The organism is Rhodococcus sp. JG-3, assembly GCF_000482405.1.
Lineage (GTDB): Bacteria > Actinomycetota > Actinomycetes > Mycobacteriales > Mycobacteriaceae > Rhodococcoides > Rhodococcoides fascians.
This window is the reverse complement of record NZ_AXVF01000008.1, coordinates 1-14,785: the sequence shown is the minus strand read 5'-3', so window position 1 is coordinate 14,785 and position 14,785 is coordinate 1. Positions and strand designations below refer to the sequence as shown.

Below are 14,785 nucleotides of genomic sequence, written 5' to 3'. Positions count from 1 at the left end.
TTCAGAAGACGACTGCACTAGTTCAGAAGACGACTGCACTTACCCACCACACGGGAGCGCCGGTCAGTAGCATTCATCCCGCCGAGCTACGCGTACAACCACCATATAGAACAGCTTCTGTGATCGAAAAGTCCTCGATCTACCAGTGAACATGATTGCCCTCGACACGTCGTGTGTGTTCCCTTGGAGTCTTTGACTTTGACGTAGCTCGTCACCGGTATGTTGAGTGCGCTTGTGCGCCAGACGTTCTATGCGTTCGATTCGAAGTATCCCGATTCACTCTCGACCTACTGCAGTGGGGTTAAATTGGGTGGCGCAGTTCATGTTCGAGTGTGGTCTAGTCGACTGCGTGTCGATGCGGCGTGGCAATGAACCTCGGTTCCGAGCCTGGTGCCCGCTCTGAGTTCGACGACAATGCTGTGTTCGGCGAAATGTTCAGCGTCTTGGTGACGCCGTGTGCCACGTACCCGTGTTGAGAAGATCGCGGTGGTCGGCGGATCGGGAATACCGGGCTTGATACGCGAACACAGGTGTCCAATCCGACCCGTTGCACGGCCGGTGCCGTCGTGGCCGGTGCCGTCGTGGCCGTTAGTCGAGCTCAACAACCGGGTTCGGTTGTTGAGCTGCAGCGCTGGCACATAGACACCTCGGCCTGCTGACCGAGAATCTCGAACGTACATCGGATCTGCTTGGGTCGATCCCTGGTCAGGCTATAGTGGTGTCCGGCGATGGATCTCCGCCGAGACCGCCCCGTAGGGGGTTGTCTGAACCGCCCCAACCCTGGGGCTGATGGCTCCTTTCCCTGAGTGGAAGGAGTCTGTCCATGAACGGCCATCACGACCCGAATCCGACCCTACCGGTCGATCCCGACAGTGCGCCCCCAAGCCCGCTGCATGCGCGAGCGTCCGCGATCGCCGCCGTCGGTGTCGGTGGATTGGTCGGGGCCCCGCTCCGATACCAACTCGGACTGTGGTGTTCCTCTGCCGCGAGTGGCTGGCCGGTGACGACCTTCGCTATCAACATCGTCGGGGCGTTCCTGCTCGGAATGCTGCTGGAGGGATTGGCTCGCCTGGGCCCGGACACAGGGTGGCGGCAGCGGGTCCGGCTGTTGGTGGGCACCGGGATGCTCGGTTCGTTCACTACCTACAGCACACTGGCCGTCGATACCGATCTGTTTCTGCGCAGCCATCAGTGGTGGGCCGCCGGCAGCTACGCGGCCGGCACCGTACTGGTGGGTCTGGTCGCCACCACCGCCGGAATCGCGATCGCCGCGCGACTGCGGACACGGCCCGCGGAGGCAACACAATGACGACACTCTGGATCGCCTGCGCGGGCAGTGCAGGGGCGATCGTCCGTTTTGTGCTCGACGGGGCCATCAGGCACCGCCGGGCGTCGGATTTTCCCTGGGCGACAGCGATCATCAACGTGACCGGATCACTGCTCCTCGGATTCGTCACCGGACTGATCCTTTTCCACGGACTACCCCAGGAACTTCAGCTGATCGTGGGCATCGGTTTCTGCGGCGGGTACACCACCTTCAGCACCGCCAGTTTCGAGACGGTGCGGCTGATCCAACGTCAGAAGTACATCGCTGGCGTGTTGAACGCGGTCGGCACCCTGCTGGTGACTGTCGTCGCCGGCGGTGCCGGTCTCGTCCTGGCTTCCGTATGAGGAGAAAACAATATGAGGAGAAAACAATGACCGAGGACGATCCCAGCCACGCCTCCTGCGACGACCTAGGGGACTGGCGCGCTCCGCTACAGGTGGACGGCCCCGCCGCCTCGGTAGAACCGGTGTGCCACCTGGTCGTGGGGTTCGACCGGCACCCAGCAAGCCACGCTGCCTTGACCTACGCGATGGACCTTGCCGGTCGACTGAACGCGTTCCTGCATGTAGCGCACATCGTCGACACCGATGACCTGCCGATCGACCCGGACAGCGACGACTGGGAACAACGCATCGCCGACGCTGTCGAACAAGAGCGCCGCGAGGCATGCGCGATGCTGGCCGCCATCCCCGGGAACTGGGCGTTCTACTCGAGGCGGGGCAACCCGGCTCGACTGTTGACCACGATCGCCGACGCCAACGACGCCCTGATGATCATCATCGGTACCACCCGCGGCGGGATGATGTCACTGGTGGAGAGGGCCGTCGGCGAATCGGTGTCCGCGACACTCGCCCGCCACGCCCACCGCCCGGTCCTCCTCGTCCCCGCTACCGATAGGCAGCATAGTGACGCAGCCCAAACACGCCGGTGACCCATCCGCCGCACCGGGTTCCCGCCGCGCGCTTCCAGAAAGAAATCCACCGAACCGCCACGACCATCGATGGGGGGCGTGTCGGTTCGTTGTCGCGTTCGGGACGGTCAGCATGCTCGCGGACTTCGTCTACGAAGGTGCCCGCTCGATCACCGGCCCCCTCGCCTCGCGGGGGGCTACCGCCTTCGTCGTCGGGGTGTGGTCACCGCATCCGACGAGGTCGCAGCGCTGATGGTGCGCTCGGTCTCCGGCCCGGTGGCATACACCAAGCCGCCGCTTCTGGGCGTCGACGTTTCCGGTTACGCCCACCCCGTCATCGCCGTGCACTTCCTCTGGATCGCCGGCGCACTGGCGCGTCTGCGTTCTCGTGATCGACGAACGGAGCGGCAAAGCCATCCGTTCCCCAGCCGAAAACCGATCTGCTCTACGACATTCGATTCCCGCGTCGCTCACCGTCGTTCCCGCAATCCAGGTCATCGCAGTGGCCGCCCTACTCGCCACCGGTCGTCGCCGCACCTGGCACCCCACCGTCCATCCCACGCAACCCAACCAAGGAAAGTCACCTATGTTTCCTGCTCGTCCGTGGATTCGGCCGTTTGCCGCCGCTCTGCTCGCATTTGCCGCACTGCTCGCCGCCGGCACTCTCGCCTCCACCACTGCTGTGACAGAGGCGGGTCTGCGGTTCCACGACCGTATCGCCCTTCATCGCGCCGGCTGGGCCACTGCCCTCGCCGAATTTGTCACGGACTGCGCACAACCGGTCGTCGGAATCGTGGTGGCGATCGGTATCGCCGCATGGCTCACGTGGAGAGGCCGACGGGTCGACGCGGCATGGGCCCTGGCAGTGATGGCATCTACCCTCGTCGTGTCGACAATCGCGAAATACAGCATCCGCGAACCCCGTCCCCCGCAACGGTTCTGGCTGATTCCTCCCGACACCGTGTGGTCGTTCCCGTCTGGACATACAGCGGTGGCTGCGGCCATGATCGGGCTTGTGGTCCTGCTCACCGCTCGGGCGCACGTAATTGTCCGGCGGTTGGCCCGCACGACATCAGTGCTGTTCGCGCTCGCCGTCGCTGCCTCCCGGCTGTACCTCGGCGTACATTTCCCGCTCGACGTCGCCGCGAGCATTCTTGCCGCCAGCACTGCGCTCCTCGCACTGTGGACCATGTGGTCGATCCCTCCGGTCCGACACTGGGTCAATGTCCGGCTCGGACCGACCCCTCAGGCAGCCTCACCCGACTGATCGCGGACCCACTCCGACTCCGAGCACTACGTGACGGGAAGGTGAATACAAGTCCGCCGTCGACCGTCCGCGGCTGGTAGCGCAGGTGAGGATCGTTGCCCACAACTCGATACCCTCAGGTTGGTCAGCCGTTGAGAGCGTGCACGCCGACGGGGCCTTCATCTCGCTGAGAGGCGTCAGGTCTAGACGGATGAGCGCCCGGACGTCCGGGCGCGGTCTCGCTGGGAACATGGCCCGACGTTAGCCCCAGCACCTGCGTGGAAGGTCAAGGATTTGACCTTCCACCCGACTCGAAGGTTTATCCTCGTGCGCATGTCCGCTCTGCGCATTTCACAGCTGTCATCGGCGACCGGCGTCCCGGCGACCACGCTACGGTTCTACGAAAGCGAGGGCCTGCTCCCGGCGGACCGTTCGGCGAACGGTTACCGCGTTTACGACGACCGCGCTCGGCAACGCTTGGCGTTCATCACCGCCGCCAAGAGCCTGAACCTGTCGCTGCCGGAGATCAAACTTCTCCTTCGTGTCTGGGAGAAAGACTCCTGCGCAGCAGTCAAAGCCGAACTCGGCCCCGCCATCGAGTCCCACATCGCGCACGCCAACGAATCGATCGCTCAATTGACCGCTCTGCGTGAGAGTTTGACCGACGCGCTGGCCCGGCTCGGGGACACACCCGACGCGCCGACGCCATGCAATCCGGACTGCACCTGGCTGATCTCAGCGAACACCGCGGTGGGCACCGCATGAACATATCGAGCACCACCTCGGTGGTGGCGTGGCTGGAGAAGTTCCAGATCCCGCTCTACCTGCTGGCCCTGCTCATCGGTGGCGGTGTCGGTTTGGGTGCGCCGTCGTCGGCGCATGCGTTCGAGATTGCTATCAATCCGGTACTGATCGTGTTGCTCTACGCTACGTTCCTCGCGGTTCCGTTCTCCGCCATCGGCGCATCGCTGCGCGACGGCACATTCTTGCTCAGCGTCGTAGTACTGAATTTCGTGCTCGTTCCAATCGTCGTATTCGCTCTGACCCGGTTCGTTGCTGCTGATCAGGCGGTACTCGTCGGTGTGCTGTTGGTGTTGTTGGCTCCCTGCATCGACTACGTCATCGTCTTCAGTGGGTTGGCCGGTGCAGCGTCGGAACGGCTCCTCGCGAGCGCGCCGCTGTTGATGTTGTTGCAGATCGCGTTCCTGCCGCTCTACCTGTGGTTGTTCGTCGGGTCCGAGCTGGTGGAGATCATCGACATTGCACCGTTCGTCGAAGCGTTCGTGCTGTTGATCGTTGTTCCTCTGGTGTTGGCGGCCCTGACGCAAGCACTTGCGCGTCGTCGGCGTATCGGCACCCAGATCATGGATGTGATGGCCGCGGCGATGGTGCCGGTCATGATGGCCACTCTTGCCGTCGTCGTGGCGTCGCAGATCGACGCAGTCCGCTCCGAAGGCTCCCAGCTGTTTGCCGCGGTGCCGATCTTCGTCGCGTTCCTGGTCATCATGGCGGTTGTCGGATGGGCGACGGCCAGAGTGACCCGCCTGGACGTCCCGGACGCTCGGGCCTTGATCTTCTCCGGTGCCACCCGAAATTCGTTGGTCGTTCTGCCGCTGGCGCTCGCGCTGCCACCAGCACTGTCTCTTGCTGCCGTGGTCGTGGTGACGCAGACACTGGTGGAGCTGATCGGAATGGTCGCCTACGTCCGACTCATCCCCTGCCTTGTCCCAGCTCACGCTGCGAGAGCACCGGTGAAGTTCGAAACAACTCGCACGAACCAAGGCAATCCTGGGTGACGAGAACTGGATAAAAGCAGGTGGCGTCAGTGAGGGTGAACGAACCACGGGATCCAGTGCCGCGACCCCGTTCCACTTCCCGCGAGCATTGAGCATCGAATGGGGACTTTTCCGGCAAACGCGCCTGTGGGCTCCGCGCCCGCTACGACTGCAGTCTCTACGCTGGCACCGTGCCCCTGCCGACCCATGTGACCGACCTGATCAGCTACGAATTATTGCTGTCCGTCGCCGAGCTGGGAAGCATCGGACGCGCAGGGGAGGCGCATGACATGTCGCAGCCAGCGGCGAGCGCACGCCTGAAAGCACTCGAAAGCCGCATCGGGGTAGCACTCCTGCATCGCGGGCAGCGAGGTGCCACCCTCACCGCAACCGGCGAACTGGTCGCCGGCTGGGCCGAGCGCGTCATCGCCGAAGCCGCCGAGCTCGCCACGAGCATCGCAATGCTGCGCACCGACCGCCACAGCCACATTCGTATCGCCGCAAGCCTCACCATCGCCGAATACCTCATACCGCGATGGCTCATCACACTGCGCTCCCACGACACTTCCATCACACCGACTCTCACCTCCGGAAACTCTGTCGACGTAGCCGCATCGGTGCTCGACGGCCGCGCCGACATCGGATTCGTCGAAAGCCCCGATCTGCCCAGCGGACTCCACTCGAAGGACGTTGCCCGCGACGAACTCGTCGTCGTCGTCGCCCCCGATCATCAATGGGCTCGACGAACGATCACGGCGAGCGAACTGGCCGCGACACCGCTGGTCACCCGCGAACCCGGGTCCGGCACACGTCTCGCGCTCGAACGTGCGCTCCGGACTGCGGGCCCACTCGCCGCGCCACTGCTCGAGGTGTCCTCCACCACTGCCATCAAAGCTGCCGTCATCGGCGGCCTCGCACCGGCCGTACTCAGCTCCCTCGCGGTATCCGCCGAGATCGCCGCCGGAACGCTGGCCCGCGTTCACACAGAGGGGCTCGACCTGCGCCGGTTCCTGCGTGCCGTGTGGCCCGCGGGCCGTGAACTGCGAGGACCGTCGAGCGACCTGCTCGTCGTCGCCCTCAAATCCCCGCAGTCATAACCTGAGGTTGGGACCGGCCAGGTAATCGGTGTCTACCGGTGACGACTGTGTGCGAGGACGCTGGAAGTCATGACCACGACAGCTCTGCACCGCTCCTCCATCACGTCTCGGCGCGGCGACGATACCGAGCGGCCGCGCAAGTGGCCGGTGCTCTCCGACCTCGACCACCCGAGCCAGATCTTCGAACACATCACCCCCAACTGGTTCGCCTCGGTCATGGGCACCGGTATCGTCGCCAACGCCGCCGCCACCCTGCCCGCCCACATCCCCGGACTGCACGTGTTCGCAACGATCGTGTGGATCGCAGCGTCGGTCGCCTTGATCACACTCTCCGGTGCCTTCGCAGTGCACTGGATCCGACACCGGCAGTATGCGCGTGAGCACGCCGCGCATCCGGTGATGGTGCAGTTCTACGGCGCACCCCCCATGGCGCTGCTGACCGTCGGTGCCGGGACGATGCTGCTGGGCAAAGACGTCATCGGAGCGGCGCCCGCAACCGTGATTTTTGCCGTCCTGTGGACCGCTGGCACAGCCCTCGGGCTGATCACCAGCATTCTCGTGCCCTACCTGATGATCACCGCCCACGATCACCAGACCGCCGTCGCACTCCCGGCGTGGTTGATGCCCGTCGTACCGCCGATGGTGTCCGCCTCCACCGGTGCGCTGCTGCTCCCTCATATCGCGGATGGGCAATGGCGCCTGGCCATGCTGTCCGGTTGCTACGCGATGTTCGGGCTGTCACTGATCATCGGAATGCTGACCATGACGCTCATCTACGGACGGCTCGTCCACGGCGGAATCCCGCCGGTCCAGGCAGCACCGACGGTGTGGATCACCCTCGGCATGATCGGTCAATCGATCACCGCCGCGAACCTGCTCGGCAACGATGCACCCTTGGTGTTCACCGGCGAGACCGCCTCCGTCGCAACCGGCCTGCACGTGTTCGGCATTCTGTACGGACTGACGATGGGCGGCTTCGGCGTCTTGATGTTCACCCTCGCAACCGCCCTCACCATCCATGCCGCCCAGAAGGGACTGACATTCTCACTGACCTGGTGGTCGTTCACCTTCCCCATCGGCACCTGCGTCACCGGTGCCACTGCCCTCGGCGGCGCTCTGGGGTCGGCCGCGGTCGAGGCCCTTGCAATCGGACTGTATGCGGCCTTGCTCGCAGCCTGGGGCACAGTCGCCGCCCACACTCTCCGCGGCAGCGTGCAAGGAAAACTTTTTCAACCCAGCTGAACCGACCGCCGGGTAGTACCCACTCGGAACGCTGATACCGAACGAACAGCGTTGATCCAATCGACCACTGACCCCGGAAAGGACTCACGATCACGATGAACACACCGAATGCAGACACACCGACTTCCGATACCCCGAGACGGGGCAGCCGCGGACGCGTCTGGGCACGAGTCACCGAAAATTATCTGACCTGGCTGTTGCTGATGGCGGGAACAGCTGCTGCGGGGGCCTTTCTCACGGCCCTCGCCGGCGGGTTCGAGGGCTGGACCGTCGTCGCAGCGATCGTGACAGTGGTGCTGTTCGCGGGATGTTGGTTCTCATATCGAGACGGTGCACGCCGGGGTGCCGCCGAACCACACATCATCCAGTACCACCCCGACAGCCCGGACGAGGTGATCGACATCGACACCGACACCGGCGAACGCCAGCCCCACCAGGACTGACCGGTCGGAGGCAGCAGCAGCACGATCCGCCCTACCTCAGCACAGTGCGGGGTTCAGGTGCCTTCTCCAGGTGCGTTGCGACCGACAGTGCTGCGTTGATCAACCGCTGGCGAGCAGCCGCCGGTGCGTGTGCGTTGCGAGCCGAGGGGTGCGGTGCCGCTATCACCGGGAGGAGGCGGGTGGGAGCAGATGCAGTGATGACGCGCATGTAGCCATCGAGAGCCTTCGCACCAAGAACGAAAACCACCTCCAGTTTCGGCAGCAAGGCCATAAGCTCGCCGACATATGGGCCCGCCTCACCGAGAACGGATGCCGTCGGCGATACCGGATGACCGGCGTCATCGAGCACTGCCCACGGCACAATATTCCACTTGACGCACTGCACCCGGTCGATACCCGCGTCGGCGAACACCGATTTCAGCACGGGGTTCGTTCGATCTGGATTGTCGAACGAACACATGTTGGTCCCGCCCGGACGTATCGTTTTCGGCCCCGGAGACTCCAACAGCACCAGACAGCGAGCCGCGTCGCCGCCGTCGTCGGGATCGAACAGTGGAATGGACCGTGCAGTGTCGATCCTCCATCGCAACACCGACGCATTGAGTGAGCGGACCGGGGCATCGTGCGCTCGGGCGTGCTTTCCGGACCACACGTCATCATCTGTCATACGCCGCACTCACTGCTGACCCACGCCACACGTACTGCTGGCCATGGGGAAACGCACCGTGAGCCGTAGACGCCAGCTCTCGGTGGCTCGCCTCGACGACCACTGCTGAGCGTTTGACGACTCCGCTGCCTGAACACACCTATGAGATAACCACGACAGGCCGTGTGGTGCCTATTGCACCCGTCTTCTCATCGACTTCGATTCCAGATCAGGTCGGATACCCCCTAGGGTACTTACATACCCCCCTTGGTATATGCCACAGTGGGTACCGAACCGACCGAAAGTATGCACGACTTTTCTGGAATGAGTCCGGAAAACGAGCGACGGACCGATGCGGTGCGGCGAACGCAGAGCCAGCGCGTTCGGACTCGGATGTCGATCCGGGGTACGTCGTCAGCGTCCCGATCTCACTCGACCGCGGTCCAGCCGTTCGGGCGGCCACGCGACCGACACGCTGTCCGAGGCACCGCATCGAAACCTGCCCGTGTCCGTGACGACTCGGTCTCAGCGAGAGGCCCGCGCGATCGTGTTGCCCGCCGGATCGTCGATCACGATCGAGTGGATGTCCTCGACAGAAAGGGACGTTGCGCCGGTCACCGCTGCTGCTCGGCTCGCGGTGACCGACCATTGAGCTGCTTGTTGTCGAGTCCCGTCGTTGCCGACCACTTGCAGAGTGAGGATGCCTGCGCCGGGGAGTTGTTGAACGTCGACGTCGATCGATGTGCCCCAGGCTTTCGTGGTGAGCTCGAGGTCACCTGTGGCCCCGACGGTGCTCGACAGAACGAGCGGGCGGGCACCCGCATCGTTCACCGTTGTCGAATCGTCGGAGCGGGCGAGGGTACTGAGCGGGACGATCGCCGCAGCGACTCCCAGAACGAGGGTCGCCGACACCGCAGTCCACACTCGCCGCCGCCTCTTCTCGGAGGTCCGTTGATGCCTCATCGCGCTCAGCAGGTGGTCGAGTCGCTGGTCTGCACCGGCCGTCGAGTGCACCGGTGAGAGATCTGCTGGCTGCCTGCGACGTCGAAGCACTCCTGCGACGGGTGCCAGGACGTCGATTTCGGTTCGGCAGGCAAGGCAGTCGTCGAGGTGTCGTCGTACCGCTGCTCGGTCGTCGCGCTCGAGTCCGTCGAGTACGTACGCCCCGAGCAGTGGTCGGATCTCGTCGTGCGCTGAGCTCATGGAATCAATCCCAACTCGTCGAAGATCCGGCGTAGGGCACGCACAGCGTAATAGGAGCGGGACTTGACCGTGCCGACCGCGATATCGAGGTGCGCGGCCACTTCGGAGACGGTTCGACCCTCGTAGTAGATGAGCACGATGACTGCTCGATGCTCCTCGGACAACCGACGCAGCGACTCGTCTATGAGCCACCCGTCGAGGACCCCGCCCAATTCGTCGTCGATGCACTCGGCGGCGAGTGCGATCTGATCGTGGACGAGAGTCGGCCTGCTCGTGCTCGCCCGCCACTGATCGGTGAGTACGTTTCGCGCGATGGTCATGAGATAGGACCGCGTCGATGCTGCCGTCACATCGATGCGGTCGATCCCGCGCCACGCGCGCAACATCGTCTCCTGGACGATGTCCTCACACTGCTCGCGGGTCTGGGTGTAGCGGCTGACGAATCGAGTCACTGCGTGCTGGTGCTCGCGGAAGAGCGCCGACATGGCGACTTCGGACGCATCGACGAGCTGGTGGTTGTGCTGTGAGCCGGATTCGACACCGTCCACCTAACTGCCCGAGCCGGAAGCGGCATCGGTGAAACCGGTCGTGGCGGCGGCGACCATGTCGAGAACAGGATTGGTCGGCGAGATCGAATGCCGAGCGGCGAGTACACGGATATCGGGGTGAGCCACGTGAACGATCCCTTCGGCATCCTGCCACGCCACGTATCGGGCGGGGAGGTCGATCCCCATGGTCTGCTGCGCTCCGACCAGCGCAGTCGAGACCGCAGGATTACCGACGTAGGTGACCATGGTGGGCCTCAGAGGTGTCTCGGCAGCGGCGGACGCGAGATCGACGGTTGCGACTGTGGGCTGATTCTTGGCCGCGAACGCTGCCTCGTATCGGGCAATGGACGCTGCAACCGATGCATCACTGGTCTTCTCGACCAGGTATCCCGGCGCTGCGGACACATCGGTGCCCTCTGCGGCGGCCGCCGAGGATCCCGTCGCATCGGACGCGGTCGATGCCGAGCCGGCCCGGAGTCCGTCGAGGGCGTCGGACGAGACCGGGATGCCTGCGAGCGTCGCGATGTACTCGGCGGAGTTGTATGCCAGAAACACCGTTCCGTTGGCGGCCTGCCAGACCAGGTACTTCTGTGGAAGGTCGATCGCGGCCCGTTGGTCCGCGGCGATCAACGGCGACGCCGCTTTCGGATTCCCCCCGATCACCACGGTGGTCGGGCGGATCGTCTCACCTGCTCCCTGTGCCAACTTCTCGAAATCCACAGTGGCTGCCACAGCTCCCGCCGTCTCCAGCGCGCGCTGTACCCGAGAGACCGTGTCACTCACAGAGTAGTTACTGGCGTACACCACCAGTCCGGGTTCGGACGGTGCCACATCGGGTGTCGCAGCCTTCGCGTCCGCCGACGTGGACACCGGAGTGCTCGACACCGCCACCGAACCGGTGGGTTCGGTGGAACCGCACCCGGCGAGGGCGATCACCGCCGCCGACGCGAGCAGCGACGTTGCCATACGGAACCTTGAAGTGCTCATCACGTGTCCTGTCCTCGTGCCCACGCCAGCGGTGGGCTTCACTGTGGTGTACGCACACCGAGCCTGAGGGGTTCACCCGAACCGAAGTTCCCTCCGGCGATTGCTCCCGGAATGTCGGTGCACCGGAGGGCGACACAGTCGAGTTCACGCAAGCGGAGATCTGATCGATCGGTTCACCCCGGTCTCGTCGAGCGTCTCCACGCCACAGAAGCGGCCTGAACGGGTGCAGGGACCATCTTCGCGGCACGAACGGCCGACCTCACGGCGGCACTTCTGCCTCGACGAATTCGAGAAGCCGCTTCAACAGTGAATCCGCACGCTCTTCGACGTCGTCGAGCGTCGAATCGACGCCACCGAGTAGCTGGTGTGCGTCTCGGCGTGCCCGAGTCCCGTGTTCGTAGTAGCCGGGGTCGAGTAGCGAAGCCGAGGCGGGCTTGGGTACGAGATCTGTGCTCGGCTGCCGTGCCTGCACCGAATGGTGTCGGTGCACAGGTGCTCGTCCGTCCAGGTGCGCTCGAACGATGTCGGCGACCGCATGGGCGGTAAGTGCAGTCGCAGTCAGCGGGGTGTGACCCCACCGGTCGATTGCGGTCGACAGCGGCTGTCGACCGGCCGGATCGACGTACCGGTCGAATCCGCTGAGCCCGGTACCGCCCACGGCATCGAGAGCGTCGGCGAGCATTCGAGTGTTCGGGTACCGCGTGTGATGGCCCAGCACCTCCAACCAGCGCTGGAACACCGTCCGCGGCGAGATACCCGTCTCCATCAGTGCGAGAGGAGTGACGGTGCGAACGCCGCGGCCTGTGTCGATACGAAGGGCATCGATCCTCGGATCGGCGGTGACGTCGCAGGGCCGCAGGGCCGCGATCTGGGTGTACGGCAGACCGGTCGAGGCAAAGACCAGGACGAGGGCGTCTCGCCGCGCGAACAGTTCGGACGGCCAACCGGATTCGGGGAGGCGCGCGATGACGCCGCCGATCACGGCTGCCAGCTCGTGCAGGCGCGCCGTACGCGCCACGTCCAGCGCAGCCCGGACGACCTCCGCACGGCCCGGCTGGGGTAACAGGTGCCGGGAATGGGCGGCGTCGATCACCGCGATCCGGCGGCGCTGGGTCGTGGACGCCGCGGGGTGCGCCGAGAGGAACCGAGCAAGTGAATCCGGGGAGGCCGCCAGTGGTGTTTCGTCATGGGCGGTGCACCAGTCCTCGAACAGTGACCACGTGTGCCGATCCCGCTTCGGCACCGCCACGTTCGTGATATCCGCTGGTCGAATCGAACCGGTGCAGTCGTCGTGGTCAGCATCTACCCCGGTCGCCCTATCGGCGTTCACGGGTGAAGTCACACGCCCGGTCATAGACCGAGTTCGGTGACCGCGTTGCCGACCAGAGGGGCGTGCTCGCGGGCATATGTCTCGACCATTGCGGGTGTGGTGTGCCCGGTCTGGCGCATGATCGCATGTGCATCGGCACCGTTACGGAAGGCTTGGGTGACGAATCCTGCCCGCAGGGAATGGCCGCCGAGCTGCATGACAGTCTCGGGGTCGTACCCGGCGTGAGCTGCGCGGCGGCGGATCGCCGCATGGACCGCTGCCCCGGACAACACAGTGTCGGAGAGGTTGCCGTTCTTGCGGACAGACCGGAACAGCGGCGACCGTTTCTCGGCGGTCGGCAGGGTGCCGCGGCAGAGATGGGAGTCGAATTGTGCTGCGCGAGAAAGCAGTCGAATGACGGCGGCTCTGCCCCCGGTGTCGAACGCGGCGACGATCTGCAGCCATCGCACCCACGCGCAGACCGGGCAGGATTCGTGGCAGTCGGTGAACGGAAGCGCTTTCACCGTTCCGATGCCGGTTCCGTCCTGGTCGGTCTTCGATCTTCGGATCCGTACGTGCGCACCGTCGAGACGGTCGCGGCGCACATCGCGGCATTCCAGCGCTACGAGTTCGCTGCGTCGAAATGCGCCGGTGTATCCCATCAGCAGCAGCGCGGTGTCGCGGCGTTCGAGCACCTCCGACGCCCACCCCGCTGTAGTGCGTCGGGCGTGGTCGACGATCGTGGTGATGTCGGAGGTCAGCAGCGGTGCGCGCGGGTTGCGGGGCCGCTCCCCCGCCGACGCGTAGTCCCGCCGGATACCGGCGAGGGTGGCGCGCACCATCTCGTGCCCGCACGGGTTGTCGTGTCCGGTAGCGCGGTGGCGGTCGGCGATCGCCGCAATCCACTTGCCGAACGTCGCGGCCGCGTACGCCCGCGTCCCGTCGACGGTGAGCGTGTCGGCCGCGGCGACGAGGTAGGCCGCCACTGTCGCGGGATGCGCCGGCAACGCGTGGTGCCCGGCGACGGTGCACCAGGTCTCGAAGCGTCGCCACGCCGAGGTGTAGGCCCGGCGGGTACCGGTCGAGCGGGACGCGGCCATGGAACGCTCGATCCGAGCAGCAACCTCGGGCGGTAGGTCTGGAAACACCGCCGCGGCACCCGGCACGACAGCCGGGATCGTGGTCGGGCCGTCTACGAGCTGGCGATCTGTCATGGCTGGACTGTAGCGGGCCCTCCCGACAGACTTCTCAGGCCGAAAGCACGCTGAGCAGGCGTTTCCGCGGAGACGGTGCGGGAAGGAAAATTCTCGTCGGTCACCGCACAAACAACGTTGGTGACTATGACCCCGGCGCGAAAACGGGCTTCTCGGCTGTCGCTCCATCGGGCGATAGCTATGTCGGCGGATGGTGCAGCGGGATCCCGTGGTCGAGGAACAGTTGCACCGTCTCATCCAGCTCCGCTGCGGTGCGGCACCCCCAGCGCAGGAAGTTGTACAACGAACCGGCGGATGCGGGATCGACGCGCGCTGCCGCGATGGCGGCCTCGGCCGCAGCGTGCGCGTCAGCCCATAAATCGCGCTCGGGTGCGGGATAAGACGAGCGCGTCGGAGCTGTCCCAGGATCGACCGGCTCATACGGTCGTGGGCTCAGCAGAGATGCGTGCGCACCGCCGGCATCGATCTCACCGCTCTCGACCATCGCAATGCCGATCGCTGCGGCCTCGAGGACTGTCGCCTGCTCGTCCCAGTGCAGGTCCTCGAACGGAACCCACGCGGTCCGCAACGGGCGAGAACGACCGGCGGCCTTCCAGATCGCAACGAGCCTCGTCGCCCACCGTCCGGTGCGAACCAGTGGCGTGGACACTTCGTCGACGACGGTGCGCAGAAGCCGGAACCACACTGCGGCATGTACCCGGCCTGGGCCGAGTTCCACCCATCCCGTCGTCAGAGCCTCGGTGCTGCGCCGATCGAGGTCCGTGACCGCTGAGGGAACCGGAACGGGCGAGACCCGTTCGTCCGAACCGAACCGGACCTGATCCCAGAAAATTGCATG

At 65.0% G+C, this 14,785-nt stretch carries 15 protein-coding genes, 1 pseudogene and 1 riboswitch; of the genes and pseudogenes, 9 read left to right on the top strand and 7 right to left on the bottom strand.

The genetic code is table 11. The annotated features are described in order from the left end of the window. Positions 1 to 715 precede the first annotated feature (715 nt). A riboswitch (Fluoride riboswitch) is annotated at positions 716 to 806 on the top strand. A gap of 17 nt (positions 807 to 823) precedes the next feature. From K414_RS0101035 to K414_RS25710, 9 genes are all read left to right on the top strand, one after another. Next, entirely contained in the window at positions 824 to 1,309 is a 486-nt protein-coding gene (locus K414_RS0101035) for a CrcB family protein (RefSeq protein WP_027494245.1), read from the top strand. Further along, positions 1,306 to 1,671 carry a fluoride efflux transporter CrcB gene (gene crcB, locus K414_RS0101030; RefSeq protein WP_027494244.1) on the top strand — a complete coding sequence of 122 codons (366 nt, stop codon included), beginning with the start codon at positions 1,306 to 1,308 and terminating at the stop codon, positions 1,669 to 1,671. Before K414_RS0101035 ends, crcB begins: the two co-directional genes overlap by 4 nt. A 26-nt stretch (positions 1,672 to 1,697) precedes the next feature. Then, entirely contained in the window at positions 1,698 to 2,258 is a 561-nt protein-coding gene (locus tag K414_RS0101025; protein ID WP_027494243.1) for a universal stress protein, read from the top strand. Positions 2,259 to 2,625: 367 nt separating this feature from the next. Continuing rightward, positions 2,626 to 3,504 (top strand): phosphatase PAP2 family protein, encoded by an 879-nt coding sequence (locus K414_RS28055; RefSeq protein WP_051364869.1) that lies wholly within the window; start codon positions 2,626 to 2,628, stop codon positions 3,502 to 3,504. Between the two features lie 312 nt (positions 3,505 to 3,816). After that, a complete protein-coding gene (locus tag K414_RS0101010; protein ID WP_027494242.1) occupies positions 3,817 to 4,248 on the top strand; it encodes a MerR family transcriptional regulator in 432 nt (143 codons plus the stop codon). 20 nt (positions 4,249 to 4,268) lie between these two features. Then, the gene (locus tag K414_RS0101005) at positions 4,269 to 5,279 is read left to right on the top strand and encodes a bile acid:sodium symporter (RefSeq protein WP_027494241.1); all 1,011 of its coding nucleotides are present in this window, start codon (positions 4,269 to 4,271) and stop codon (positions 5,277 to 5,279) included. A 170-nt stretch (positions 5,280 to 5,449) separates the two neighbouring features. Further along, positions 5,450 to 6,355 carry a LysR family transcriptional regulator gene (locus K414_RS0101000; RefSeq protein WP_230074817.1) on the top strand — a complete coding sequence of 302 codons (906 nt, stop codon included), beginning with the start codon at positions 5,450 to 5,452 and terminating at the stop codon, positions 6,353 to 6,355. A 69-nt stretch (positions 6,356 to 6,424) separates the two neighbouring features. Next, entirely contained in the window at positions 6,425 to 7,597 is a 1,173-nt protein-coding gene (locus K414_RS25715; RefSeq protein WP_080729195.1) for a TDT family transporter, read from the top strand. Positions 7,598 to 7,692: 95 nt separating this feature from the next. Then, positions 7,693 to 8,040, top strand: a complete 348-nt coding sequence (locus K414_RS25710) for a hypothetical protein (RefSeq protein WP_051364864.1) — start codon at positions 7,693 to 7,695, stop codon at positions 8,038 to 8,040. A 31-nt stretch (positions 8,041 to 8,071) separates the two neighbouring features. Here the strand turns inward: K414_RS25710 and K414_RS28050 are convergent, their stop codons facing one another. The 7 genes and pseudogenes from K414_RS28050 to K414_RS25700 form a co-directional block, all read right to left on the bottom strand. Further along, positions 8,072 to 8,707, bottom strand: a complete 636-nt coding sequence (locus K414_RS28050) for a uracil-DNA glycosylase (protein ID WP_051364861.1) — start codon at positions 8,705 to 8,707, stop codon at positions 8,072 to 8,074. A 504-nt stretch (positions 8,708 to 9,211) separates the two neighbouring features. After that, on the bottom strand, positions 9,212 to 9,889 hold the full coding sequence (locus K414_RS0100980) for a zf-HC2 domain-containing protein (RefSeq protein WP_027494239.1): 678 nt from the start codon (positions 9,887 to 9,889) through the stop codon (positions 9,212 to 9,214). Then, positions 9,886 to 10,437, bottom strand: coding sequence for a sigma-70 family RNA polymerase sigma factor (locus K414_RS0100975; protein WP_027494238.1), 552 nt, complete (start codon positions 10,435 to 10,437; stop codon positions 9,886 to 9,888). The genes K414_RS0100980 and K414_RS0100975 overlap by 4 nt, the downstream gene beginning before the upstream one ends. Then, positions 10,438 to 11,424: a DUF302 domain-containing protein gene (locus tag K414_RS0100970; protein WP_080729192.1), complete on the bottom strand. Its 987-nt coding sequence runs from the start codon at positions 11,422 to 11,424 to the stop codon at positions 10,438 to 10,440. 259 nt (positions 11,425 to 11,683) lie between these two features. Beyond that, a complete protein-coding gene (locus K414_RS0100965) occupies positions 11,684 to 12,673 on the bottom strand; it encodes a hypothetical protein (protein WP_052059180.1) in 990 nt (329 codons plus the stop codon). Between the two features lie 101 nt (positions 12,674 to 12,774). Beyond that, positions 12,775 to 13,947: a site-specific integrase gene (locus K414_RS0100960; protein ID WP_027494235.1), complete on the bottom strand. Its 1,173-nt coding sequence runs from the start codon at positions 13,945 to 13,947 to the stop codon at positions 12,775 to 12,777. A 178-nt stretch (positions 13,948 to 14,125) separates the two neighbouring features. Further along, positions 14,126 to 14,785, bottom strand: a pseudogene (locus K414_RS25700) (TniQ family protein); the annotation flags it as partial.